The organism is Phyllobacterium sp. 1468 (assembly GCF_031455525.1).
Classification (GTDB): Bacteria; Pseudomonadota; Alphaproteobacteria; order Rhizobiales; family Rhizobiaceae; genus Phyllobacterium.
Genome location: NZ_JAVDSX010000005.1, coordinates 65,023 through 89,150, shown reverse-complemented (window position 1 = coordinate 89,150; position 24,128 = coordinate 65,023). Strand labels below are relative to the sequence as shown.

General features: G+C 58.8%; 24 protein-coding genes. 7 read left to right on the top strand and 17 right to left on the bottom strand.

Annotated elements, in window-relative coordinates; translation table 11 throughout:
- Positions 1–58 precede the first annotated feature (58 nt).
- Positions 59–412, top strand: coding sequence for a DUF2200 domain-containing protein (locus tag J2X72_RS15050; protein ID WP_210003270.1), 354 nt, complete (start codon positions 59–61; stop codon positions 410–412).
- A 156-nt stretch (positions 413–568) separates the two neighbouring features.
- The gene (locus tag J2X72_RS15045; protein ID WP_310073191.1) at positions 569–2,032 is read left to right on the top strand and encodes an MDR family MFS transporter; all 1,464 of its coding nucleotides are present in this window, start codon (positions 569–571) and stop codon (positions 2,030–2,032) included.
- 38 nt (positions 2,033–2,070) lie between these two features.
- Here J2X72_RS15045 and aroQ read toward each other — a convergent pair whose 3' ends face one another.
- From aroQ to J2X72_RS14985, 12 genes are all read right to left on the bottom strand, one after another.
- A complete protein-coding gene (aroQ, locus tag J2X72_RS15040; protein ID WP_210003272.1) occupies positions 2,071–2,520 on the bottom strand; it encodes a type II 3-dehydroquinate dehydratase in 450 nt (149 codons plus the stop codon).
- Positions 2,521–2,549: 29 nt separating this feature from the next.
- Positions 2,550–4,436 (bottom strand): TIM barrel protein, encoded by a 1,887-nt coding sequence (locus J2X72_RS15035; RefSeq protein ID WP_310073188.1) that lies wholly within the window; start codon positions 4,434–4,436, stop codon positions 2,550–2,552.
- Positions 4,437–4,447: 11 nt separating this feature from the next.
- Positions 4,448–6,217, bottom strand: coding sequence for an FAD-dependent oxidoreductase (locus tag J2X72_RS15030; RefSeq protein WP_310073186.1), 1,770 nt, complete (start codon positions 6,215–6,217; stop codon positions 4,448–4,450).
- A gap of 89 nt (positions 6,218–6,306) precedes the next feature.
- Positions 6,307–7,029 carry an amino acid ABC transporter ATP-binding protein gene (locus J2X72_RS15025; protein WP_310073609.1) on the bottom strand — a complete coding sequence of 241 codons (723 nt, stop codon included), beginning with the start codon at positions 7,027–7,029 and terminating at the stop codon, positions 6,307–6,309.
- A gap of 77 nt (positions 7,030–7,106) precedes the next feature.
- A complete protein-coding gene (locus J2X72_RS15020) occupies positions 7,107–7,751 on the bottom strand; it encodes an amino acid ABC transporter permease (RefSeq protein ID WP_210003275.1) in 645 nt (214 codons plus the stop codon).
- Between the two features lie 12 nt (positions 7,752–7,763).
- A complete protein-coding gene (locus tag J2X72_RS15015) occupies positions 7,764–8,426 on the bottom strand; it encodes an amino acid ABC transporter permease (protein WP_210003276.1) in 663 nt (220 codons plus the stop codon).
- A 23-nt stretch (positions 8,427–8,449) separates the two neighbouring features.
- Complete coding sequence (locus tag J2X72_RS15010) at positions 8,450–9,277, bottom strand: aldo/keto reductase (RefSeq protein WP_310073182.1); 828 nt, start codon at positions 9,275–9,277, stop codon at positions 8,450–8,452.
- A 106-nt stretch (positions 9,278–9,383) separates the two neighbouring features.
- Complete coding sequence (locus tag J2X72_RS15005; protein WP_310073180.1) at positions 9,384–10,445, bottom strand: Gfo/Idh/MocA family oxidoreductase; 1,062 nt, start codon at positions 10,443–10,445, stop codon at positions 9,384–9,386.
- Positions 10,442–10,876, bottom strand: coding sequence for a type II 3-dehydroquinate dehydratase (locus J2X72_RS15000; protein WP_310073178.1), 435 nt, complete (start codon positions 10,874–10,876; stop codon positions 10,442–10,444). The genes J2X72_RS15005 and J2X72_RS15000 overlap by 4 nt, the downstream gene beginning before the upstream one ends.
- Positions 10,877–10,968: 92 nt before the next feature.
- Positions 10,969–11,799: a transporter substrate-binding domain-containing protein gene (locus tag J2X72_RS14995; protein WP_310073176.1), complete on the bottom strand. Its 831-nt coding sequence runs from the start codon at positions 11,797–11,799 to the stop codon at positions 10,969–10,971.
- A 207-nt stretch (positions 11,800–12,006) separates the two neighbouring features.
- Positions 12,007–12,912 carry an NAD-dependent epimerase/dehydratase family protein gene (locus J2X72_RS14990; RefSeq protein ID WP_310073174.1) on the bottom strand — a complete coding sequence of 302 codons (906 nt, stop codon included), beginning with the start codon at positions 12,910–12,912 and terminating at the stop codon, positions 12,007–12,009.
- Positions 12,909–13,607, bottom strand: coding sequence for a hypothetical protein (locus J2X72_RS14985; protein ID WP_310073172.1), 699 nt, complete (start codon positions 13,605–13,607; stop codon positions 12,909–12,911). The genes J2X72_RS14990 and J2X72_RS14985 overlap by 4 nt, the downstream gene beginning before the upstream one ends.
- A 154-nt stretch (positions 13,608–13,761) precedes the next feature.
- Here J2X72_RS14985 and J2X72_RS14980 point away from each other — a divergent pair, with 154 nt between their 5' ends.
- From J2X72_RS14980 to J2X72_RS14970, 3 genes are all read left to right on the top strand, one after another.
- The gene (locus J2X72_RS14980; RefSeq protein ID WP_210003281.1) at positions 13,762–14,502 is read left to right on the top strand and encodes an SDR family NAD(P)-dependent oxidoreductase; all 741 of its coding nucleotides are present in this window, start codon (positions 13,762–13,764) and stop codon (positions 14,500–14,502) included.
- A gap of 8 nt (positions 14,503–14,510) precedes the next feature.
- Entirely contained in the window at positions 14,511–15,329 is an 819-nt protein-coding gene (locus J2X72_RS14975; protein WP_210003282.1) for a sugar phosphate isomerase/epimerase, read from the top strand.
- A 111-nt stretch (positions 15,330–15,440) separates the two neighbouring features.
- Complete coding sequence (locus tag J2X72_RS14970; protein WP_210003283.1) at positions 15,441–16,154, top strand: GntR family transcriptional regulator; 714 nt, start codon at positions 15,441–15,443, stop codon at positions 16,152–16,154.
- Between the two features lie 13 nt (positions 16,155–16,167).
- Here J2X72_RS14970 and J2X72_RS14965 read toward each other — a convergent pair whose 3' ends face one another.
- A complete protein-coding gene (locus J2X72_RS14965) occupies positions 16,168–17,346 on the bottom strand; it encodes a Xaa-Pro peptidase family protein (protein WP_310073168.1) in 1,179 nt (392 codons plus the stop codon).
- 46 nt (positions 17,347–17,392) lie between these two features.
- The gene (locus J2X72_RS14960) at positions 17,393–18,265 is read right to left on the bottom strand and encodes a TIM barrel protein (RefSeq protein WP_310073167.1); all 873 of its coding nucleotides are present in this window, start codon (positions 18,263–18,265) and stop codon (positions 17,393–17,395) included.
- A 300-nt stretch (positions 18,266–18,565) separates the two neighbouring features.
- Between J2X72_RS14960 and J2X72_RS14955 the strand changes: the two genes are divergently transcribed.
- Positions 18,566–19,282: a GntR family transcriptional regulator gene (locus J2X72_RS14955; RefSeq protein WP_310073165.1), complete on the top strand. Its 717-nt coding sequence runs from the start codon at positions 18,566–18,568 to the stop codon at positions 19,280–19,282.
- Positions 19,283–19,360: 78 nt separating this feature from the next.
- On the opposite strand, the gene J2X72_RS14950 is transcribed toward J2X72_RS14955, so the two are convergent.
- Entirely contained in the window at positions 19,361–20,074 is a 714-nt protein-coding gene (locus tag J2X72_RS14950; protein ID WP_310073163.1) for a tellurite resistance TerB family protein, read from the bottom strand.
- Positions 20,075–20,303: 229 nt separating this feature from the next.
- Positions 20,304–21,233, bottom strand: a complete 930-nt coding sequence (locus tag J2X72_RS14945) for a rhodanese-related sulfurtransferase (protein WP_310073160.1) — start codon at positions 21,231–21,233, stop codon at positions 20,304–20,306.
- A gap of 156 nt (positions 21,234–21,389) precedes the next feature.
- Between J2X72_RS14945 and J2X72_RS14940 the strand changes: the two genes are divergently transcribed.
- Positions 21,390–22,028: a 2-dehydro-3-deoxy-phosphogluconate aldolase gene (locus J2X72_RS14940; RefSeq protein WP_210003288.1), complete on the top strand. Its 639-nt coding sequence runs from the start codon at positions 21,390–21,392 to the stop codon at positions 22,026–22,028.
- A 111-nt stretch (positions 22,029–22,139) separates the two neighbouring features.
- Here the strand turns inward: J2X72_RS14940 and J2X72_RS14935 are convergent, their stop codons facing one another.
- Positions 22,140–24,032, bottom strand: a complete 1,893-nt coding sequence (locus J2X72_RS14935; protein WP_310073157.1) for a DUF882 domain-containing protein — start codon at positions 24,030–24,032, stop codon at positions 22,140–22,142.
- Positions 24,033–24,128: the final 96 nt, after the last annotated feature.

Genomic DNA, 24,128 nt, shown 5'->3' with positions numbered 1-24,128 from the left:
GGCCGGCTACTCGAGGCGATCGACTGATCGCTCGATGCCGGCCCAGGAGTAGAAGTCCATGGCAAAACACAGGATCTATACGACCAGCTTCGCAAGCGTTTATCCACACTACGTTGCGAAAGCAGAGAAAAAGGGGCGCACAAAAACAGAGGTCGATCAGATCATTTTCTGGCTGACGGGCTACGGCGAGAAAGGGCTACAAACCCAGCTTGAACAAAAAACGGATTTTGAGACGTTTTTTGCCCAAGCTCCCAAACTCAACCCTTCGAGAACCTTGATCAAGGGCGTCGTTTGTGGCGTTAGGGTGGAGGATATCGAAGAGCCGACGATGCGGGAAATCCGTTACCTGGATAAGCTCATCGACGAGCTGGCCCGGGGAAAAGCCATGGATAGAATTCTGCCGGAAATTTGATTGCCGCGGGATAAATTGCGGCTTGACGCGCGAGCGTCGAGGATAGCAGAACTGTTTCCATCCAGGCATGAAAGGCTCTAGATAGATCCCCATCACTATTCCCATCTGCGCCGAACGCCGATCCTTGAGTCGCGCCGTTCGGTCTGAAAGTCATCCATGACAGAGCAAACTACCCGTCGCGCGCCCGTTGTAGTCGCGATCATGGCAAGCATGGCGATGATCGCCATCGAAGCGACGATCGTTTCAACGGCGATGCCGCAAATCGCCGCCCAGTTGGGGCAAATCAATCTCTACTCCTGGGTTTTTTCGTCATTCCTGCTGACCCAGACCGCGACCACCGTGGTATTCGGAAAGCTGGCGGATATTTATGGTCGCAAGCCTGTCATACTTGTCGGCATCGCACTTTTTTTGTTCGCCTCGGTGCTTGCCGGGTTCGCATGGTCGATGCCGTCGATGATCGCTTTCCGGCTGCTGCAGGGTATCGGTGCCGGGGCGATTCAACCCGTCGCCATGACAGTTGTTGCCGATCTTTTTCCTGGCAACCAGCGCGGCAAGGTGCAGGGCTATCTGGCAAGCGTATGGGCTTTGTCGGCCGTTGTCGGACCGCTGCTTGGAAGCATCATCATCCACAACCTTCCCTGGGCATGGATATTCTGGATCAATGTTCCCGTGGGGCTTTTCGCGGCACTGGGGTTCATCCTTTATCTCCACGAGGAAAAGCGGGCCCGGGTCGTCTCCATCGATGTCCTTGGCGCTGCGCTTTTTGCCATTTCCATTTCCTCGCTGATGATTGCTTTAACCGAGATGGAAAGCGCAGTATCCGGTGAAGCCATCGCGGCGCTGTTGATCTTCATGGTCACGCTTGTGGCCTTTATCTGGCAGGAGCGGCGCGCCGAAGCTCCTATGGTTGCCCCAGACCTCTGGCTGAAACGGCCGATTGCCTTCGCAAACCTGGCGGTCTTTTTCGCCAGCATGTCGATAATGGGCCTGACGACCTTCCTGCCAATGTACGTACAAACGGTGCTCAACCGCTCGCCGCTCGTCGCCGGGTTCGCGTTGACGATGCTGCTGTTGGGCTGGCCCCTGGGCGCGACAATCGCCTCCCGGCAGTTTGCGCGACTCGGTCTGCGGCCCCTCATGGTCGCCGGCAGCATTTGCATTCCGGCCGGTACATGCCTGTTCGTCCTGCTTAACCCCTCAAGTTCAGCCGTATTGGCCGGTGCCGGTTCCCTTGTCATGGGCTTCGGCATGGGCCTGCTCAATATCGGCGCATTGATCCTGACACAGGAAAGCGTAAAACCGTATGAGCGCGGCAGCGCCACCGCCTCAAACGTCTTTTCGCGCAACTTGGGCAGCACGCTCGGCGCAGCATTGCTTGGTGCAGTACTGTCTTACGGCCTGGCCCATACCACCAGCGGCCAGTCGATAACGCCGGAGCAGCTACGCGGTCTTTTGAATGGCACGAGTGCCGTCGCCAGTGACGCGGAAGAGATCCGTCTTGCCCTCCAGCACGCTTTGCATGCGACCTTCATTGCGATGCTTCTCATCGCCATGTTGATCATGCCGGCCTGCCTGCTTGTGCCACGTCCCCAAGTGCATCGGGAGACCCAGGAAGCGTGAGCTGCCGCCAGCCCGGACTGCGGCCCGGGTTTCCGAAGCTATGCCGTGGGGACTGTTTTCGCCAGCGACATCACCCTGCGCAGGGCAAGCTGGTAACCTTCGGTTCCACATCCCACGATCACGCCATCCGCGCGCAGTGAAATATAAGAATGGTGCCGGAAACTTTCGCGTTTGTGGATGTTTGAAATGTGAACCTCCACGACGATACCTTCGAAGGTGTTCAAGGCGTCCAGAATCGCGATCGAGGTATGCGTGAACGCCCCAGCATTGATTATAATGCCGGCCGCCGTGCCACGCGCTTCGTGAATCCAGTCGATGATTTCATATTCACGATTGCTCTGGAGAAGCCGTATTGTCCCTCCCAACTCGGTAGCGAGTTCCGCGCATTGTGTTTCAACATCTGCAAGTGTTTCGGACCCATAAATCTCCGGTTGACGCTTTCCGAGCAAATTTAAGTTAGGTCCATTGATGATATAGATGGTTTTCACGGAGTTCTCCTTGGGCCAACAAATCTGGACTATGCGTGAGGCATTCCTGCCGGACGCAAATATTTTCGAAGTGCTGCAATCCGGAAGATGGCGTTTGCGGCTCCATAGCCGCGATAGCCCGTTCGCTGCACAATCTCAAAGAAGAACCCTTCCCCATAGGTCGGGCTGTAGAGCTGGAAATACTCGCCGTTTTCATCACGGTCATAGAGAATATTATGGCTCTTGAGCCGGTCCGTCATGTCCGGGTCGAGGCCGAAACGCGCTTCCAGATCGTCGTAATAATTGGGCGAGATACTAAGTGGTACGAAGCCATTGGCCTTGAGAGCTTCTGCGGTGGCAAAAATATCGTCAGATGTAAAAGCCAGATGCTGAATGCCGGACCCCAACGTCTCCGTTATGAAATGTCCGGCCAGGGTATTTTTGTTCTCAGCTCCGTTAAGCGTGATCCGCAGAGATCCCGCATCGTTTTCCACGACCTGGCTGCGCACGATGCCGGCGGGATCGATAATGTCGACCATAGGTGTCTTGTGGGCCTGCAATATGGACGTGTAGAACAGGAGCCACGTAGGCAGTTCTTCATACCTCATTGTCTGGGCTATATGATCGAAAGTTCGAAGACCTGCCGTCTGGGCGGAATCACCTTCAACCGGGTTGAACTCGATTTCCCAGATCCGGTCGAGTGGCGACTTGTGATCCAGAAAATAGACAATGCCACCGCCAACGCCACGAACGGCCGGCATCTCGATCTCGCCGGTATCAAGCGGCTGTTCGAACCGCTCGGCTCCGAGCGCTATGGCACGCTCGACAACAGCATGTGCGTCGTCGACCATCAGTCCCATGGCATAGGCCGACGTGCCGTGAACCGCGTACGAAGAACTGGCAAAACCTTTCTTTTCGGTGTTGATGACAAGGTTGATATCCCCTTGCCGAAAAACCGATACCTGTTTGGTTTTGTGTTTTGCAACTTCCTTGAAGCCGAGACACGCAATCAGTGCCTGAAGCTGTGGTGCTTCTGCGGTGTCGATCGTAAATTCCACAAAGGCCACGCGTTCCACTGCGCCCCGTGGCGGCATCATAGGGACGGCTGACTTTATTTCTGGCTCAGCACGTTTCACCTGGTCTTCCAGATAGACAAGGGACCGGTGACCATCGACGGCAATTGCTCTTGGGGAACCGCCGCGAAACTGATCGTTGAATATCTCGAGCGACAGATACCCGTCATATCCAGTGGCGGCGACCGCTTTCATGAATTCGAGCACGGGTAGATCGCCCTCGCCTGGCATATTCCGGAAATGCCGGCTCCAATAAAGCAAATCCATATCTATCAGCGGTGCATCGGCCAGCTGAACTATAAAAATCTTCTCCTTGGGGATTGAACGGATCGAATTGACATCGATTTTGCGGGAAAGCGTATGGAAGCTGTCGAGAATAAGGCCGATGTTCGGGTGATCGGCTCGGCGCACGATTTCCCAGGCATCACGGTGATCGTTTATATGGCGACCCCAGGCAAGCGCCTCGTAACCAACCCGCAGCCCGCGTTTTGCTGCTCTCTCCCCCAACTCATGAAAATCGGCCGCAGCACGGTCCAGTCCGCCAATTGCAACCGATGAAACATTCGAGCAAACAAGCACGAGATCGGTGCCCATTTCTTGCATAACATCGAATTTGCGCTCGGCTCGATCGAATGTGCGCGACCGAAGCGGTTCAGGCATGCCTTCGAAATCGCGAAATGGCTGAAAGAGGGTGATTTCCAACCCATGTTCCCGGATCATCTGGCCAACCTGGGCCGGACTTTCATCGAAGGCCAGGAAATCGTTTTCGAAAATTTCCACCCCGTCGAACCCGGCGGCCGCAATCGCCTCAAGCTTTTGTTTCAAATCTCCGCTGAGTGACACTGTTGCAATGGATGTTTTCATCACGAACCTCCTTATCTGTGTCCCCGGATCCTGATCATGCGTTCAGGTGAAAAATCCTGGCCGGTGGAACCTGATACAACCTTGCGCCGAGCTGAGTGGCGTCCGCTCAACGCGCCGAACACGATGGCCGGGCCAAGGGTGATACCAGGTCCCGGATAGGCGCCGCCCATGATCGACTGCAGGTCATTGCCACAGGCATAGAGGCCTTCGATGACCGAACCGTCACGGCGCAGAAGACGCCCATGCTCATCTCCTACCAAACCGGTTGCTGAGCCGATATCACCCGGCCAGAGCCGGATGGCGTAGAAGGGAGGCGTATCCAGCGCGCCAAGGCTCGGATTAGGGCCATGGGTGGGATCGCCATTAGCCCTTTCATAGACCGTCGTGCCCCGCGCGAAATCGGTGTCGACGCCCGTTTTCCCATAGGAATTCATACGCGCCAGGCTGTCTTTGAGACCTTCGGCGTCGATGCCAAGCTTGGTGGCCAACTCCTCGGGCGTTTTTCCTTCGCAAAGGTAACCGTCCGCCAGGTAAGGCCGTATATCGGCACCCCCCGGCCGGATCATGCCCAATCCATATGTCTTCAGCGCACGCGCATCTGCTACCAGATAGACCGGCATGTGGCTGCCCTCACTGTTGACGGCATACATGGCCGAAACAAAGCGGTGATAGCTCGTGCTTTCATTGACGAACCGGCGGCCGTCGCGCCCCACGGAAATGATACCGGGTTTCGATCGATCAAAGACGAAATGCGGAAAGACTGTCATCGAACCGTCCTTGCGGCGGCGACGGGAAACCGGCGCCCAGAAGCACGGCTGCGACGCGGTCTCGCCATGAAAAGCGCCGGCCGCGAAGGCCAGGTCATGCAAAGCGCCGGTGCTACCTGGAGCGGACGGAGAGAATTCCGGGAGCGGATGCGGCAGTTTTTCCGGCCGCATCCGCTTGTGCTGAGCAAATCCGCCGGATGCCAGAATGATGCCGCCTGCGACGTCAATCTGCCGCTCGATGCCTTTCTGCCGCAATCTCACCCCTGTTACACTCAGCCCATTCATGACGAGCGAAGTCGTTTCGGTCTCCGTCAAGATGGTCACGTCGAGTTTCAGGGCCGCCATCAACATCCGCCCGATCAACGCATTGCCCATGACGAGCCTGGTGCCGCGACCATGGCGCATCTTGCCGATATAATAGCGGGCGATCAGTTTCGCCGAATAGGCCGCCGAGGTTGCGGATTTCCCGAGTTTCATCAGATGCGCGATATCATCGCGATCAACCATCATGCCGCCAAGCACAGTGAATTCCGGTATCGGCGGGCGGATCAGCTTCAGGTTGCCGCCAAGCGATGCCGCCTCGAATGGCAATGGCTCCAGCGCCCGCCCGAAACTTGAGGCCCCCTCCAGTTCGTACATGTAATCCGGGTGAAAGGGGCGAGCACGGAATTTTACGTCCGTCTTGTCTTCGAGAGTATCTATGATGCCCGGTCCGGCGGCAAGAAATGCATTGCGTAGCGCCGCCGAACTTTGATTGCCGACGGCACGATCGAGAAACCGCGACGCTTTTTCATAACTGTCGTCTGCGCCGAGCGAAACCGAATGGCGTGTCAGCGGTATCCACGTCGTTCCCGCGGAAAAGGCAGATGTGCCTCCAAGATGCGCGCACCTTTCGACCAAGAGCACCTGCGCGCCTTCAAGCGCGGCGAAAATCGCGGCCGACAGCCCTCCTGCGCCCGCACCGAGGACAGCCACGTCATAGGTTCGACTGCATTCGCTCAATGTCAGGTGCATGCCCTTGCCTCCCGCGTTTTCAAGCGGCGTATAAAATGTCTTCCAGAATTCCGCGGCACAGACGCGTCGTTGCGCGATGCCGCGAAGACTCAGTGATGGGCCAGGATTTCGCCAAGAAACGCCCGTGTGCGCTGATGCTTGGGGGCACGGAAGAAGTTCTCGGGATCGTTCTCTTCGACGATCTCGCCGTCGGCCATGAAAATCACCCGATCGGCTACCTGGCGTGCAAAGCCCATTTCATGAGTCACGCAGATCATCGTCATTCCGTCCCGCGCGAGCGATACCATGGTGTCGAGAACTTCCTTCACCATTTCCGGATCCAGCGCCGAGGTAGGTTCATCGAAAAGCATTGCCTTTGGCTCCATGCACAGCGCCCGGGCGATCGCCACGCGCTGCTGCTGACCGCCGGAAAGCTGCGCCGGGTATTTGTCGGCCTGATCGCCGATGCGAACTCTCTCAAGATATTTGCGGGCCGTGGCTTCAGCTTCGGCCCGCGACAGTTTACGCACGCGCATCGGGGCGAGAATGCAGTTCTCCAAAACCGTCTTGTGGGGAAACAGGTTGAACTGCTGAAACACCATGCCAACCACGCGGCGCACGGCGTCGATGGCTTTTTGGTCGTTATGCAGGCTGTGCCCCGCCACGACGATCTCGCCGCCATGGCTGACTTCCAGCGCATTGATGCAGCGGATCAACGTCGACTTTCCCGACCCGGATGGCCCGCAAAGCACGATCTTTTCACCCTTTGCAACCGTCAGATTGATGTTCTTGAGCGCGTGAAAAGTGCCGTAATATTTTTCGACGTCGCGCATCATTACCATGGGCTGGGCGTCGTTCTGTTGGCGGGACGTGATGGTCTCGTTCGGATGTGTCACGGTTCTGTTCCTTTCTACCTGGAGACGCCGGCTGACATGCGCCGCTCTATGCTTCGACCCCAAAGCGACAGGGGCCAGCACATGGCGAAATACATCGCGCCCACGACTCCAAAGACGAGAAGCGGCCTGTAAATCTGATTGGAGACGATCGATCCCGCGCGGGTCAACTCGATGAAGCCGACAATCGCCGCAAGAGAAGTACCCTTCAGGAGTTGCACCAGGAATCCGACTGTCGCCGGGAGAGAGAGTTTGAACGCCTGCGGCATAATCACGTCGATCATAAGGCTGCGGGTATGAAGGCCGAGTGCCATGGCTGCTTCCGTTTGCCCCCTGGGAACCGCCTGTATTGCGCCGCGCCAGATATCACCGAGGAAGGCCGATGCGTGGGCGGTGAGCGCGATACCGACAGCGGCCCAGGCCGGGAGGTTGAAGCCGAGCAACGGCAGACCGAAATAGGCGACGAACAGCTGCATCAGCAGCGGTGTACCCTGGAAAAGTCCGATCCAGCCGATCGCGATCATGCGGATCCATGTCACCGACGACACCCGCATAAGTGCTACAATGACGCCGAATGCGATCCCGCCAACAAATCCCATGGCTGTCAGGACGAGCGTCCAGGCGAGGCCTTGCAACAGGTAGGCAAACTCTTGCGGTCCCATTTCGTGTCCTCCTCAGCGTTGTGGATAATTGAAGGCGCGGCGGCCTATTTCAGCCAGGAGCCACATCGTGGCCAGCGAGATCACCAGATAGATTCCTGTCAGCGTGAAATAGGTTTCGAAACTGCGGAAGGTTTCCGCCTCGATACGCTGCCCGACGGACGTCAGCTCATAGGCGGAGATCGAGGTGCAAATCGAGGTTGTCAACGTCAGCAGGATGAACTGGCTGGACAGCGACGGATAAATCGCGCGAATGGCGGGCTTCAAAACGATGAAGCGGAAGACTTCACGTTTGTGCAGGCCGAGGGCAAGTCCAGCCTCCGTTTGCCCCGTGGGAATGCTTTCGACGCCGCCACGAATGATTTCTATGGCGTAGGCGCCGCCGTTCAGGCCGAGGGCGAGAATGGCGGTGATGGTGGGGTTGAGCCTGACACCAGCGAGAGGCAGCGCGAAGAAGATGAAGTAGATCTGGACCAGGAACGGCGTGTTGCGGATAACCTCGACAAATGCCGTGACCAGAAAGGACGGCACACGCATCTGGGCTCTGAGGATCGCAACGCCCAGCACACCGATGACTGTAGCAATGGACATGCCGGCGATAGCGAGGAACAGGGTTCCCAACGCCCCAAACGCCAAACTTTGCCACGCATCGGTGACCACGCTGAAATCAAGTGTCATTCTCTACCTCCCTGCATCGCGCCTCAGTCCCAATCGGGTTCCCAATCGAAGCGGGTATAACGTTCGCCACGAGCAAGGCCGTGGATGGCCGCCATATCCTCCGGCGATAGTTCGAAATCGAAAATGTCCCGATTGGCGATAATGTTCTCAAGCTTCGAAGAGCGCGGAATCGCCCCGACATTTTTCTGCTGGATATTCCATCGCAATGTGATCTGGCTCGCCGACTTGCCATATCGGCGGCCAAGTTCATTGAGGAGATCCGACGCAAAGACCTTGCCGCGCGCTATCGGCTGGTAGGCGTTCAGCAGCATGTCGGCCTGGCGCATCCGCGCGAGCAGTTTCTCTTGCGACAGAAATGGATGATATTCGACCTGATTGCAGAACAGCTCCGCCTTGTGCACGTCGAGCGCTTCGTCCAAAAGAGCGACGGTAAAATTGCTGACACCGATCAGCCGGGTCTTTCCCTTTGCCTTCGCGTCGGCAAATGCGGCAAGTGTCTCGCCGAGCGGAATATCCTTGGCGGGCCAGTGAACCAGAAGCAGGTCGACCTGCTCGAAGCCGAGCCTGTCGAGGCTTTCATCGACACGGCGCGCGACGGTTTCCGGCGCCAGCTCATCAAACCAGATCTTGGTCGTGACAAAGAGTTCATTTCTTGGCACGCCACTGGCTCGCACGGCGCGGCCGACTTCCACTTCGTTGCCGTAGCGGATTGCCGTGTCGATCTGGCGATAGCCGAGTTCGATCGCTGTGCGGATCGCGGCCTCGCCTTCCGGGCCCTTCAGCTCGAATGTGCCAAAGCCGAGCACCGGTACCGTTTCGCCTTGAATTGTCTTGGTCATCAGATCGTTCATCGGGCGCTCTCGGCAAATCCGGGTTTCGGGGCATTCAACGAAACCTGCTTGGCCCGTTGCGCCCAAACACCGGCGATGATCCGGCCCACGAGTGACAGGTTTCCCCTCATGCTGCGACCCTGCCCTCAGCCAGCATTTCCGAAAGTGTCACCGTTCGGTCCTCGCGTGCCGCCACGTCGACCGCTAGGGTAGCGGCAAGCGTCGACATGCCGTCGCGGGCGGTGATGAGCGGTTTTGCCTCACCGCCAATGACGGCGACGAAATGGTCGAGCTGGTTCACATAGGTCAGCGATCCATCGCCTGGACGGTGTTCGCGAATCAGCGGATGCTGCCAGTGATCGTTTTCGTTGGCATGGCGCCAGAGATACATGTCTGAGACCGAAAGAGCGGCCTTGCGTCCTGTCAGGAAGAGGCACGGTCCGGGCTGCGTGGGATGATAGAGCGCCTGGCCCGACGTATATTCCCAGGCCCAGGGGCTGACCGCTCCGTCCGAAATCAGGAATGTGCCAAGGACACCGTTGACGAAGCGGATCGAGATACTGGCCGTATCCTCGACCTCGAAGCCGCGCTGCGCCGACGAGGTGAAGGCGCGGATGCTTTCGATCTCGCCGACGAGATACCGTAGCACGTCGATGTCGTGGATCAGGTTGATGAGAAGCACTCCGCCACCAATCTTCCTTCGCCACTCCGTGTTGAAATAATCGTCGGGCTTGTCGAACAGCGTCATGCCGTTGACGGCAACGAGCGGTCCGAGTTCACCCGCGTCGATTGCGCGCTTCGCCGCGCGGATATCGGGGCTGTGGCGGCGCTGATGGCCAACCAGAACCGGGACGCCCGACTGTTCGGAAGCCTCGACGATGCGGGCAGCGGCCGGAAGGCTTTCCGCAATCGGCTTCTCGATCAAACTCGGCACTCCACGCTCGATACAGGCGAGTGCCGCCGGCGCATGGAGTTGGTTCGGCAGCGCTATGATCGCGCCGTCAGGTTTGGCTTCGTCCAGCATAGTGTTGTAGTCGACCCAGTGGGGAACGGACAGGCGGGCGGCCAGCTGCGCCGCTTCCGGCGACGGATCGCAGATCGCCGCAATCTGCGCGGTCGAATGCGATACCAGCAGTTCGGCATGCTCGCGGCCGATGAGGCCGGCACCCATCAGGGCAATGCGTGTCATGTTGTCATCTCCGCTATGGCGCGCAAGGCGAGGCGGTAACCGTATGCACCGAAGCCGGCCATCACAGCCGTCGCAGTCGCCGATACCAGCGACTTGTGATAGATCGCTTCGCGCTGATGTATGTTGGAAATATGCAGCTCGATCTTCGGCCCGGTGAAGGTCTTCAATGCATCTAGGATGGCAATCGACGAAAAGCTGAAACCGGCAGGATTGATGATGATCCCGGCGGCCTCATGACGGGCCGAATGGATCGACTCGATGATTTCACCTTCAAAATTCGACTGCCGAAAATCGATGGTCAGTCCGAGTTCTGTCGCATCGGCCATGCACCAGCTGCGGATATCGGCTAGCGTGGTATGGCCGTATATATCGGGCTCGCGCTCACCCAGAAGGTTGAGATTCGGCCCATTCAGAATGAAAATATTACGCATATCAAGGTCCCTGCAGCTGATCGGGGGCGCGGCTATTTAAGAGCGGCCGCGCACCCGTTTCGTCATGGCTTCAACAAAGATCGTTGCAGGCGCTATTGCACGCTGAACGGAACACCCTCGATCTTTTCAGGGAAGTTCGGCAAATCCTCGCCGAGCCACTTCTTGTTGATGGCCGCCAGGCGGCCGTCAGCGCGGATCTTGTCGATGAACTGGTTGAGCCAGTCGTTGATTTCCTTGTCGCCGAGCTTGGTGGTGACGCCCATCCACTGTTCGTTGAAAACAACCTTCTGCTCGAAATCATTGCCGGGAGCAGCCTTGTCCAGATTGATCTTGTAGGTGGTGTTGCCGCCGATGGCGTCCACCTGTCCGGATACAAGCGCCTGCATATTGGAGCTGTCATCGTCGAAGCGGCGGATGTTCGGAACGTCACCGAGCGCTGCCGTAATCGCCTTGTCCTGCGCTGCGCCGCGCGGCACGCCAATACGAAGGTCCTTGGCGTCCTGAATGGTCGTGATCTTGTTCTTTGCGCTGGACAGAAGAATGATCTTCAACCCGGCATAGGGCTTGGTGAATTGTACCGCCTTGGCGCGATCGGGATACATACCCATGACGGCCATCTGCAGGTCGACCTTGCCGGTCAGAAGGTTCGGAATACGGGCAGCAACGGCGTTGGGTACGAATTCGACCTTCACGCCCATTTCTTCCCCGATGAGATTTGCCACGTCGACATCGTAGCCTATGTTTTTGCCGCTGGCATCGATGGAGCCCCAAGGTGCCTGTTCACCCATGACACCGACGCGGACGACACCGGCTTCCTTGATCTTCTCCAGCGCCTGCGCATGGGCGTTGGATGCGGCGAGCGCCATGGCGACCCCAGTCACCATCGCCAGCGCGGTGGTCCGAAATGAAAAATTACCCAACATGAAAAGTCCTCCTCTTGTTGCCGTTGGTCAAATTTTTTGGAGCGGCAAAACTCCTCTTTAGCCATTTGGCGTTGCCAAAGGCGTCTTTCGAAGCGTCGACCCGCTCGATCTCTAAATGCCTGTTTCGGGCCCGGGGTTCACCTACGTGCCCCACCGCCGCAAGACGATGACCGGGATGATATTGCGATATCTTGCTCCGGATTGGCATCAGGATCTCGCTGCCATTGACCGATAGTGGGAAACAGTATGCGAAATGCCTTCGCGGAGCGGCGTAAAATGCATCGCTCCAAGCAGCGTGCGATTGTCGGTCGAAGCGATGTTTGACGCCATCGGAACGGCCGGCCCGGCGAAATCGATCCTTGCGCCTGGAACTTCGGCCACGATCGCCGCGATCACATCGGGCACATCTTCCGTGGCTCCGCCCAATGAAATCGCGTGGGCGCCTTCAAAAGGCCTGGTTGCCGCTGCGGCAAAGGCGGCCGCCACGTCTGCGACGAAAACCAGATCCTGCGGACCGGAATAGCCGATCGTATAGGCATTGCCTGCAACTGCTTCGCGGCAGGCGATCGTTGGGCCGGCCGTAAGCCCGACTTCGCGGCCGGGGCCATAAACGACCGTAGGGCGCAGACCGATGCTGGCAATGCCGGCATCATGCCAATAGGCGCGCGCGCTGCCCTCACAGGCGAGCTTGAAGGCGCCATATTGCGTAACTGGATAAGGTGCAGCACCGTCATCGGGACCGAACACTGCCGCACTGCTCGCATACGCAACACGCCGGATTCCGTGGGTCTTGGCTGCTTCGAAGACGTTCAGCGTCCCGATCAGATTGACCTTGGCCCCAAGAATGGGATCGTTCTTGCAAGCCGGCGTCAACAAGGCCGCCAGGTGAATGACGGACGAACAATCACGCGCCGCCTCGTTCAGAGCAGCTCCATCGGTGATGTCGCCCTGGAACCATTCGACGCGATCGGCCTGCTCGCCGGCAATCTCCCGCAGAATTCGGCGGTCGGCCGCGCGGTCGAAGATGCGCACGGCATGGCCCTGCGCGCTAAGAGCCTTCAGTATCCAGCCGCCCAGGAAACCCGCACCGCCCGTGACCAGTATCCGCGTCATGAGCGGGCCCTCATGTCTTCTGCCGTGAGGGAAAATGCCGTTTCATAGATATTGCTGACGGGGCCGGTCAAAGCGCCGCTCGCAAGCGCCAGCCGCTCGGCCTCGGGCAAGGCGGAGTGCAGACCTCGGCTGGACGAGCCCTCGATCAGGATCACGGCGTCAAATCCGGTCTCGCGCATTTCCTTGCGCAACTCGGTTTCGCGTGTGCGCACGCTGGAAACTTCGTTGCGGGAAACACCGATGTGAACACTGGAGACGCCCCGGACGGCCAGGATGCCTTCGGCAAGCAACTGCGCCTTTTCCTTCAACTGTTTTTCGGCATCGTCGCCCGCGAGGTCGACGCGGATCGTCGCCATGCTGCCGCCATCGCCATTGCCCGCCGTCGCGATCGTCTCGCAGGCGACGCGCAGAAAATTCTGGAAGCTCGGCGCGATAGTGGCCGTCCAGGGCGTCGGGTTGTTGAGGCGCTCGAGATAGTCGGGGGATCTAAAGGTTTCGAGGCTTTCGCCTGCATAGATCGTACCGAAGGCGTAGCGGGACGCATTGGGCGCATGCAGGCGCTTGCCCGTGGTAAAACCAGGAATGGACAAGCGTTCCGGCATATGTTCGCGCGTATGCCATTCAATGTAGTCCACGACAGCGCCCTCGGCGATGTCATGCCACATCACGAGAAAGGCAGAGCCCTTCAGTCCCATTCTTTTCTCCTCCCAGTCCCCTTGTCCGTTGCTGCTCCCGCTTGACAAGCAGGCCGTTTCCGACCCATGTAGGCTACTAGAATGTTAGTATGTTGCAAATGTCAAGCGCCACTTTTTGGCAAACGGACGTGCAGGGACAAGATTGGGAGGCCAAATGACGGAAAAAGAAACACCACGCGTCGCCATCGTAACGGGAGGAGCAGGCGGTCTCGGATTTCCGATAGCAGCACGTTTGGCGGCAAAGGGCCACAAGGTCGCGCTTTGGGACATTAATCGCGAGAGCGTCGAGGAAGCGGCGGCAAAACTGCCCGGCACGAAAGGTTATGTCGTGGACGTGACGGACGCAGCGGCCGTCGATGCGGCAATGAAAGAAGTCGTGGCCGACATGGGACCGCTTGGCATTCTCGTCACCGGTGCGGGCCATAACGGCCCAGTTGAAAGCTTCACGAAATATCCTTTGGAGGGCTGGCGGTTTGTCATGTCACTCAACCTCGACGCAGTTTTTATCTGCTGTCAGGCAGCGGTCCGCGAAATGCTGAAGACCGGCTACGGCCGCATCGTCAACATTGCGTCGATTGCCGGTAAGGAAGGCAACCCCAATGCGGTGGCCTACTCCGCCTCGAAAGGTGGCGTCATCGCCCTGACCAAATCGGTCGGCAAGGAGCTCGCAACCACCGAGATCCGGGTGAATTGCGTCACGCCTGCGGCAATCGAAACCGAGATGATGAACCAGCTCACGCCGGAATTCCGGGCCTATGTGACTGCGAAAATTCCTGTCGGCCGGCTGGGCCAGGCCGATGAGGTTGCAGCGCTCGTCTCGTGGCTGGCTTCGGAGGAATGTTCGTTCTCCACGGGGGCAGTCTTTGACGTCTCCGGTGGCCGTGCGACCTATTGAGGCCTCACATGTACAAGCAATATCCACTTTCACTCGCCTTCCTCACCGTACAAGGCTGCCCGCCCCTTGAGCATGTGAAGGCGGCGGCAGGGTCCGGCTACGATATGGCCGGGCTGCGCCTGATCGCGCCGCATGGCCTGGACCTCGCCCATCCGATCGTCGGCAACACGTCCCTGATCCGGGAAATCAAAACAACGGCCGCCGATCTCGGGATCTCGTTCTATGACGGTGAGGTGTTCACGCTGTTGCCGCAGACCGATGTCGAAAGCTGGTTGCCCGTCATCGAGGTGGCCGCTGAACTCGGCATGCCCGTGATGCAGATCACCTGCGAAGATCCCGATCTTTCTCGGGCGGGCGACAGGCTGGGCCGGATTGCCGATGCCGCAGCACAGCACGGCATGAAGATGGCCATCGAATTCATGCGGTGGCGCTCCACCGCAACGATCCAGGATGCTGCACGCCTGGCCGCCGCATCGGGACGCGACAATGTGGGGATTCTCCTTGATGCCTTGCACTTGTCGCGGTCCGGTGGAAGTCCTGCCGATGTCGCGGCTTTGTCAGAAGGGCAGGTTCTCTACCTTCAACTCTGCGATGCGCCTGCCCGGCAGCCACCGGACAATGCCGCCTGCATCGCGGAAGCAAGAACCGGGCGCATGTTTCCAGGCGACGGCGGACTGTGGCTGAGCGAGCTGATGTCCATCCTGCCACGTGACATTACCATCAGTGTCGAGACACCCCACAAGGGAGATTCGGCGTTAAGTTTCGTCGAGCGGGCCGACAAGGGCATGGCCGCCACACGCCGTTTTCTTGACGCGCTCGAGAGCTGATGGCAACGGAGTTATTGAAGACTATTGCTTTCGTCGCGGCCTGCGTCATAGAGGACTAGCATTGCTCTGCACGATGGGCGGGTACCGGCGAACATTGGGAGGACCGTAGGAATGGATCAAAGGCCACGATCCTCGCTGGGCGTTCGGGTAACCGAGAGGTTGCGGCGGGCTATTCTCGATGGTGAAATCGAACTGGGCGACGCTTTGTCGGAAGACAAGCTGGCTACCACTCTCGGCGTCAGCAGAAGCCCAGTCAAGGAGGCCTTTGCGACCCTCGAACAGGAGGGATTGCTCGACGTTCGTCCCCAAAGAGGCAGCTTCGTCTTCCTGCCGACGCATGAGGACACGGTAAACCTCTGCGAGTTCCGCAAGATGATTGAAATCGAGGCACTGCGGCTCGCAATGCAGAGCCGGCGCGATGAAACACTCGCGGCCATGCGCACGGCAGCGGAAGACATGAATGCCGCCTGTGAAGCCGGCGACAACCTGAACAGCGCGCGCGCCGACGGGCGCTTCCACGACGTTTCGCTCGAGCATTGCGGAAATCCCTACCTCATCAATGCCTACCGGCTCGTATCGAGCAAAGTAGCCGCACTGCGCTCACACCGCTCGACGCTCCCAACCCGCAAACAGGCGAGTGGCGAACATCTTGCCATCGTCGCAATGCTGGAGGCGGGAGATATGGTAAAGGCCCTCGAATTGCTCAGCACGCACATTCTGATGATGTCGAAGCGATACGGCATAGGGACAGAGCCTGCACGAAGCTCCGGAAGCCGGGCGGCCCGCAGCCCGACCCTGGATCATATCGGGCCGCTTCTCGACTGAGCGGCCACTGCCTTCATCGGCCGCCGCAGCGGTTCCAGCCCCGCCCCGCGTCACCGAAGGCTTCGCAACCATCCGCTGTGACCGCAACCGTGTCCTCCAGTTTTATAAAGCCGAGCCGCGGATGCTGCCAGGTCGTTTCGATCGACAACACCATTCCCGTCTCGAGCGCCAGACCGCGATGCGTCGCTGGATACGGGATTGGACCGTCATCAAGGAGCCGTGGCGCCTCATGGGAAACCAGTCCCATTCCATGCGCAACGAAGCTCATCCGTCCAACGCGCTTGTCTGACAGGAACGGCGCGGTCGCCGCGAAGATATCGTGGCCAATGGCACCGCTGCGTATCGGCCGTCTGGCTGCTTGCTGGATTTCCTCGATGATCGCCAGCGCGTCGTCGAGTTCCGGCGAGGGCCGGCCGAGAATGCCCATACGACAAAGGTCGCCGATATAGCCGCGATAGTTTCCGCCCGAATCGAGCGATACGATATCGCCTTCCTGCAAACGTTGATCCGAAGGGGCACGGTTCAGGCTGTTTCCCGCGGTAATCAGGCAATATTCGAACACCAGGTCGCGTTGCACCTCCTCCCGGCGCAGAATCTCGACGATGTCATGCTTGGTCTGGCCGGGCTCTATCCGGGAAAACGTCGCCACCATGGCGTCGACCACGCGCTCCGATGCCTGCCTGAGATCATCGAGTTCCGCCGAGGTCTTCACCGCCCGCAGCGATTCGAGAATTTCCACACAATCCGAAATGTCCGCATGCGGCAAACCCGCGGGAAGGACCTGAAATGCGTCGGCCGGCAGGAAGCCCAGTTCCACTCCGACTGAGGAGACCGGAATTCCGGAAGCTGCCATCCGTTCGAGGCAATATTGCATCGAATCGACCGATCCCCGTGCCTTCAGATCGAGCGTGCCCGGCCAGAAACGACCGAGATCCCGCTCGTAACCTTCATTGGGATTACCGATATAGGCGGCAAGGTCGGGGCGGCCTTTGGGATAAACCAGGATTGGTAGATAGCGGCTGAGGCCGGTCGCATCCATATAGTCGAACATGAAAAACCGATAGCCGCCAAGCAGATACTGGACATTGTGCTTCGACGACACGAGAAGCACGTCAAGCCCCCTTTCCTGCATCAACCGATCAAGCAATGCCGTATCGAAAGGCGGCATCGCCGCCGTCCGTGAAGCAGTCATCATTCCCTCCATTCTTTCCCGCCCGGGCGACCCGCGGTATGCGGCTTCAACCTGCAGCGCGGGTGGGCCTGGCCGTTCGTCCGGCGTCCAGTTCGTCCATGTACGTCCGGCAGGTTTCCAGTGTCAGCCGGCTCCACTCCGATGGTCCCATGGCCGCAAGCCTGGAATGACTTGGCACCTCGACACTGACAATCAGATTTTCGGGCAGCGCTCCTATGATCCCGGCGACATCGACGCCGCCCTCGCCCGGCAACAGCCGCTCCTGCCGTGCGGTAAACAGCAGTTCCTCCCGGCTCGCGGGAGTCCCTGGTGGCGCATCGCAAATCTGGAAGTAGCTCATGCGGGCGGGATCGATCGCGCGGATGTCGGGGAGCGTTGTCTTGGACCGTGCCACGTGGATAACGTCGATCAGCATCTCGCCGTTCCCTCGCGCGGCCTCGGAGACGATACGGTTGGTCGTGGCCGCATTGTTCAGCGTCGTCCACGGTGTAAATTCCAGATTGATGGTCAGGCCGAATGGCGCAGCAGCGTCGCAAAGCAGTCCGTAGGTTTCGGTCATCCGCGCCTCATCCGGATCGTCGCCAGCGACGACAATCGTTCGCGCACCGACCTTTGCCGACGCTTCCAGCATGGGAAGCCAAAGCTCGACACCCGACACGCCATCAATGCGGGCAATCTCGACATCGAGGATCTTGACGCCTGTGTCGTCGATACGCAGCAGCGTTTCGCGAAGCATGGCCGGATCATCCATCAAGGGAAAGGCTTGACCCCCCGGCATGGTAGGCATCATGCGGATGCCGGCCAGATCGTATCCGGCCCCGGCAGCGAATTCGATCATCTTTGGCGGGCTGGTCTCGAGTGTCATATACGAAAGCGAATACAGCCTGCCCATGCGTTTAATCCCTTGATTGTCGTCCACGAAACGGTTCCAGCGGTTGAATATGCTGCCCGCATGCCACCGCTTCTCGCTATACTGTTGACATACAGTACCTCATTTGACAAGCATCCCGTGAAGCACGGTTTGGAGGTAAGTCCGGGTGATCCTCTACCATCTGGGAAGGGAAGCATGGATTGTCGCAATGGGCCTGCGTTGAGCGGGAAAAGGTCGATGCCGCGAAACCAGGACTGACGAATTGACGGTCTGGCCTGTCGATTCTTTCCGAATTCAGGCCTCCAGCCGCCCACTGGACGCCCGCGGTATTTAGGATACAACAAAACCATGAGCGACCAGGAACACGTGGGCATCAAGGCCAACAAGAACATCAATCCGATGAAGAAAAGCCCGATCAGCCGGCAGCAGTCGCTTGCAGCTATCGTGGCCGATAAGCTTAAGGCGTCGATACTGAATCGCGAACTGTCTCTCGGCGAGGCCCTTTCGGAGGAAAAGATTGCCGCAGCCATGGATGTCAGCCGGACGCCTGTACGCGAGGCGTTGACCATTCTGCAATTGCAGGGACTGATTGTCATCCTGGCCCGTCGTGGCAGCTTCGTCTTCAAGCCGAACCGCGATGAACTTCATTCACTCGTGGAATATCGCCTCCATCTCGAGATATTGGCGGCCGGCTTGGCTGTCGAACGGGCGCCCAAGGCGTTGTACAGCGCGATGATGGATGCGATAGCCGCCATGGAAAAGGCCCGCGCAGCAGACGATGCGCTCGCCTATGCTGAAGCCGATACCCGCTTCCACGATGCCATATTCGAACAGTGCGGCAACCCCCTGTTCGCCGAAGCTTTCGAAATCGCGGCTGGTCGCATCGCGGCCCTTCGTGCCCATCTTTCCGAGCAGCTTGGACTGCATCGGCAGAAAACCTTCGAAGAGCATCAGCAGATGGCAGAGGCGGTCAAACGGCGGGATATCTCGACTTTACGCGAGCTCCTTCAAGGGCATATCCAGGAGATGGAGCCGAACTACGCCAGTGCACTGGAAGTCCTATAGGCGAAGCGGCCTAGCGCTCCGGACGTGTGGTCGGCCAGGAATGGCCTCCCAATCGCCCGGAACCGCTTTCGAAAGGCCTCAAGCGGGTGATGTAACCTTCACATCGGCCACGGTCGCTTCGATATGATCGATGAGATTGTCCGGCAGTTTCAGGCGCCCGGCAAGCAGGTCGAGATAGCCTCGCTCGGCCCGCGTTTTCGGATCGATAGCCAGCCGCGAAGCGGTATAGAGCTCCACCTTCTGCGCATCGGTAACCGCAGCCGCGACCAGTCCGTCCACATCGACAGGAGCGGACAGCTCGTTCTTGAGGAACTCCTGCGTATCGCTATTGATGCCGGAGAGTGACAGTTTCTCGATGATGCGCGTCTTTTCTGCCTCGTCTACCGTGCCATCGGCCCGGGCGGCTGCGATCATTGCGCGCACCAGTACCAGTGCAAACTCATGTTCACCCTGTGGCGCGGTTTCGGGACGGAAGCTTGAATCGTCCGGCGGCGGCGCAAGCTCGCCAGTGGAGGCCTGCGTTGCTTCAGCGGGCGCCTTGCCCGACTGGTAGTTCTGGTAAGCCTTGTAGGCGAGCCCGGCGACAGCAGCGAGACCGCCAAGTTTCAAGGCACCGCCAGCCACCTCACGGCCAGTGCCGGTGCCCAGAAGGATCGCAGCGAGCGCCCCAGTGGCGAGCGGATTGTCCTTGGCAAGTTGCGTCGCCTTGCCGGCCGTATCGCGAACCGATGTTCCAACTCCGGGAATATTGCTTCCCAGGAAATCATCGAGAATCTTCTTCGGATCAAGCATGCGTCTCTCCTCATGGCTGCATGGATGGGCTCCGCTTAGTTAGGACCCGGTTCATGGCATTGCAATGACAGCGGCGCGATTGTAGCAAGTTTGGAGGTAATCGCGCCTTGAGAATTCAGCCTGACGAGGCAGCTGGCGTGGATTGCGAGAACCGGAGCGCAGCGTACATAAAGTGCGTGAGCACCGGAAGCGCAGAAAGCCGCATCAGACGTCTGTGAGGGTGGTCTCTTCAGGAACCTATGTGAGCCTTCTCGCCCCGCTCTCTGGCGAGCCGCACCTGTTTCTGCCGCTCCGCAAAACGGGCGCGATCTTCATCCGTGCGCTCGTGGTAGCAACTCGGACAGGAGACACCCTCCTGAAACAAAGGCGAGAGCTTGTCGTCTGGCGCAATCGGATTGCGGCAGGCGTGGCAAAGTTCCGCCTCCCCCTCGATGAGGCCGTGGCCAACAGATACCCGCTCGTCAAAGACGAAGCATTCGCCCTCCCAGCGGCTTTCCTCCGCTGGTACGTCCTCGAGATATTTGAGTATCCCGCCCTTAAGATGAAACACATCGTTGAAGCCGAGACCTTTGACATAGGCCGTCGCCTTTTCGCAGCGAATACCGCCAGTACAGAACATGGCGATCTTTTTGCCTTCCAACTCCTCGCGGTGGCTCTTCACCCACTGCGGAAACTCGCGAAACGTCTTGGTCTGCGGATCGACAGCGCCTTGAAACGTCCCGATAGCCGTCTCGTAATCGTTGCGCGTGTCGATGACGATCGTATCCGGATCGGAGATCAGCGCATTCCAGTCCGTCGCGGGTACATAGGTCCCAACGCTTTGCAGCGGGTCGATATCATCGACGCCCATGGTGACGATTTCCTTTTTCAATCGCACCTTCATGCGTTTGAAAGGCATCTCGCTCGCGTGGGAATATTTCAGCTCCATCCCGGTAATGGCCGGCTCGGCCTCGAGGAAATCAACGAGCATCTTGATCGCCGCAGACGTTCCGGCGACAGTGCCATTGATACCCTCTGCGGCCAAAAGCAGTGTACCCTTGATCCCTTGCCCGCAGCAAAGCTTCGCCAGCGGCTCCTGCAGCGACTGATAATGATCCAGCCGGGCAAAGCGATAAAGCGCTGCCACCGTAAATGGCATGTTTGAGGTATGGTCTGTCATGATCGCATCCAACTACTGTGCCAGAGCGTCAAATTCAAGAGTTATGCGAGGAGAGAATAAGTGGCACATCCATTATGCCCGACCCGGAAATCCAAGGTAGACAAATGGGATGCACACTACTAAATCGATTGAAGTTCCAGCCAGCGGAGAATTGAAATGACCCAGAAGACCGATCTGCTCTTACCCGTCCTCAAGGGCCAGCCGGTTATTCCGGTCATTCTCATCCAGAATCTTGCCGATGCCGTTCCATTGGCGAGGGCGCTTGCCAAGGGCGGCTTGCCTGCAATCGAGATCACGTTGCGCACCGCTGCAGCTCTCGATGCCATCCGTGCCGTCGCCAATGAAGTGCCGGAGGCCATCGTCGGCGCCGGAACCATTCTCAATGCCCGTCAGTATGACGAAGCCGTCAACGCCGGTTCCCGCTTCATCGTTTCCCCCGGCGCGACCCCGCAGCTCATCGAAGCCGCGCGCGACAGCAAGGTACCTCTACTCCCAGGCGCCATCACGCCAGGCGAGATCATGTCCTTGCGCGAAGAAGGCTATACGATGCTGAAGTTTTTCCCCGCCGAACAGGCTGGCGGCGCGGCCTTTCTGAAATCCCTGTCGTCGCCGCTGGCCGGCACGCTGTTCTGCCCGACTGGAGGCGTCAGCATCGCCAACGCCAAAACCTATCTCAACCTGCCGAATGTCGTCTGCGTGGGTGGATCGTGGGTAGCTCCGGAAGAACTGGTAAAGGCCGGAAAGTGGGACGAGATTACCAAGCTCGCCGCCGAGGCAGTCAAGCTCGCAGGCTGACCCCGCAACAGCAATACAGTTCTCAAGACAAAACCGGCGGCTCCTCAGCAGAGCCGCCGGTTTGTTTTGTTTGTTGTGAGCATTCATGCCTGGATGGAAGGCTCTAGTCTCTCACGATCCGTGCGTCGGGTTGAACCTGGCGATCTGCAGGAATGTAACCGCCTTGCCGGTGAACTTGTTGGCGTTGGCGACAGGCAGGCTCTGCTGGAAGCCCGCCGTATAGACCGTCGTCGGGGCTGTTCGCATTTCTGCATTGCGCAGGACTGCCGGTGTCACTGCCGGGGCTGTAGCCGCGACCTGGTCAGTCGAGAGGGCGCGGTCCGGAACGTCCGAGGAAACCTGGATCGCTTTCGGAGTCTGGCCCTGTGCGGCCTGCTTGCGCGGCTTGGCGCCCTTGGCCGTCGTGATGACGCCACTATTAAGCGCAGCGACCGGGTCGCCGGAGGCCTGAGCGTCGAGCATGCTCCGGCGCAGCGATGGCTGCGTTTCAATCGACGCCATCTGCGTATTCTGCTGTGCAGCCGGTTTCACACGCCCACCGGTTGTTCCCGGCAATGTCGGCATCTCCGGCGTCGGCTGCGAAGCGGAAACAACATTGCCATGCTCGCTGTCGGCCTGCTTGATAATCGCCTGCAGGTCATCATCCGGAGCTGGAATAACCTCTTCGTCGGCGGCCACAGTTGCCTGGATTGCTTTGGCGGCCGGACGCTGGTCGGGCACGAGCGATGCAACCATCATGTCATTACGCTTGGGCTTGTCGAAAGGTACCGGAACGAGCGCGTTGGCCATTTGGGGCTGCGCCGCATCGGCGCTCGCATCGTTGGGATTGGCCGCAATCATCTCACGAATAGCACTGGCGCTATCCTGCGGCTCCGGTCGCGGCATCGGCAAGGCGGCGATAACAGTCGATTGATCTTCAGCGAGCGCGTTGAGCGTTGACGGTTCTTCTGGCGCCGGCGTCGGCGAATAGTCAGGACGGCGCAGCGGTACGGGAACAGCAAACGCCAAGGCCCGGTTGTCTTCCGGCGACGTAGCGAGTGGCGCGTCAGGTCGAGGCGCGGTCAAAGGCGCAGGTGCGCCGCGCACTGGCAGGTCCGGAGCGATCTGCTGCTCGTCGGGTTGAGGCTGGGCACGCGTCGCAACGGCCGGCGCGGTCTCTCCGCCGTCCGCGTCTTCAGCTATCGCGGCTGGCTTGGTCGACAGCGTCTTCGAAGGCTTGGAAGCAGTAGCGACAGCGGTTGTGCTCTCACTGGAATCCTCTTCTTCATCAGCGCCGCCGCCAAAGATCATGCCAAACAGCGTTTTGCCACTGCGGCTCGAACCCGAAGCACTCGCGACCTGAATTGCGGTGCCACCATTGCGCTTGCGCGATTCGTAGGCGGCGACCGCCTGGTCGTAGCCGGGTAATGGCTTGCCATCGGAAGGAATATGCATGGTCTTTCCGTCCGGGAACACGGCCAGCAATTCCCTGCGGCTCATGCGTGGCCAGTGACGGACATTGCCGACATCCGTATGGACGAAAGGAGAGCCGGAGGTCGGATAGTAGCCAACGCCGCCGGCCTGGAATTTCATTGCCGTAACGCGAAGTGTGGAAAGCTTCACACCCGGCAGATACCAGTCCATGGCCTTGCCCAGCATGTGCTGGCTTGTTTTCGCAACACCGCGCGAACGGGAGCGCAGCATGGAATTCGTGGCGGGAGAGCGATAGGCAGATACCACATTGATGTAGTCCCTGCCGCCGACGTTCTGATAAATCTGCCAGACCAGATCGAAGAGGCGGGGGTCCATCTTCGTCGGCTCGTTGCGGCGCCAGTCACGCAGGAACTTGTTGAGTTTGTTCAGACCATCCTGCTGGTATCGGCCATTTCTCTTGAACGTGATCTCGGCACGCTCTTTGGTGTGGATGAAATAAAGCCTGAGAGTTCTCGTCTCGGCGGAAGCCTGTGCGGATGCAAACAACATCGGCACAAAGACCATGAGGAACACAAACCAGCCGGCGCGCATAAAAGAACTCGCCCGCGATCTGTTGTTCTGTGCATGAATCATGTTTGACAATTTCGTCCCCAACCTTGACCGTCTTTTCCAACCCCCGAATAGCTG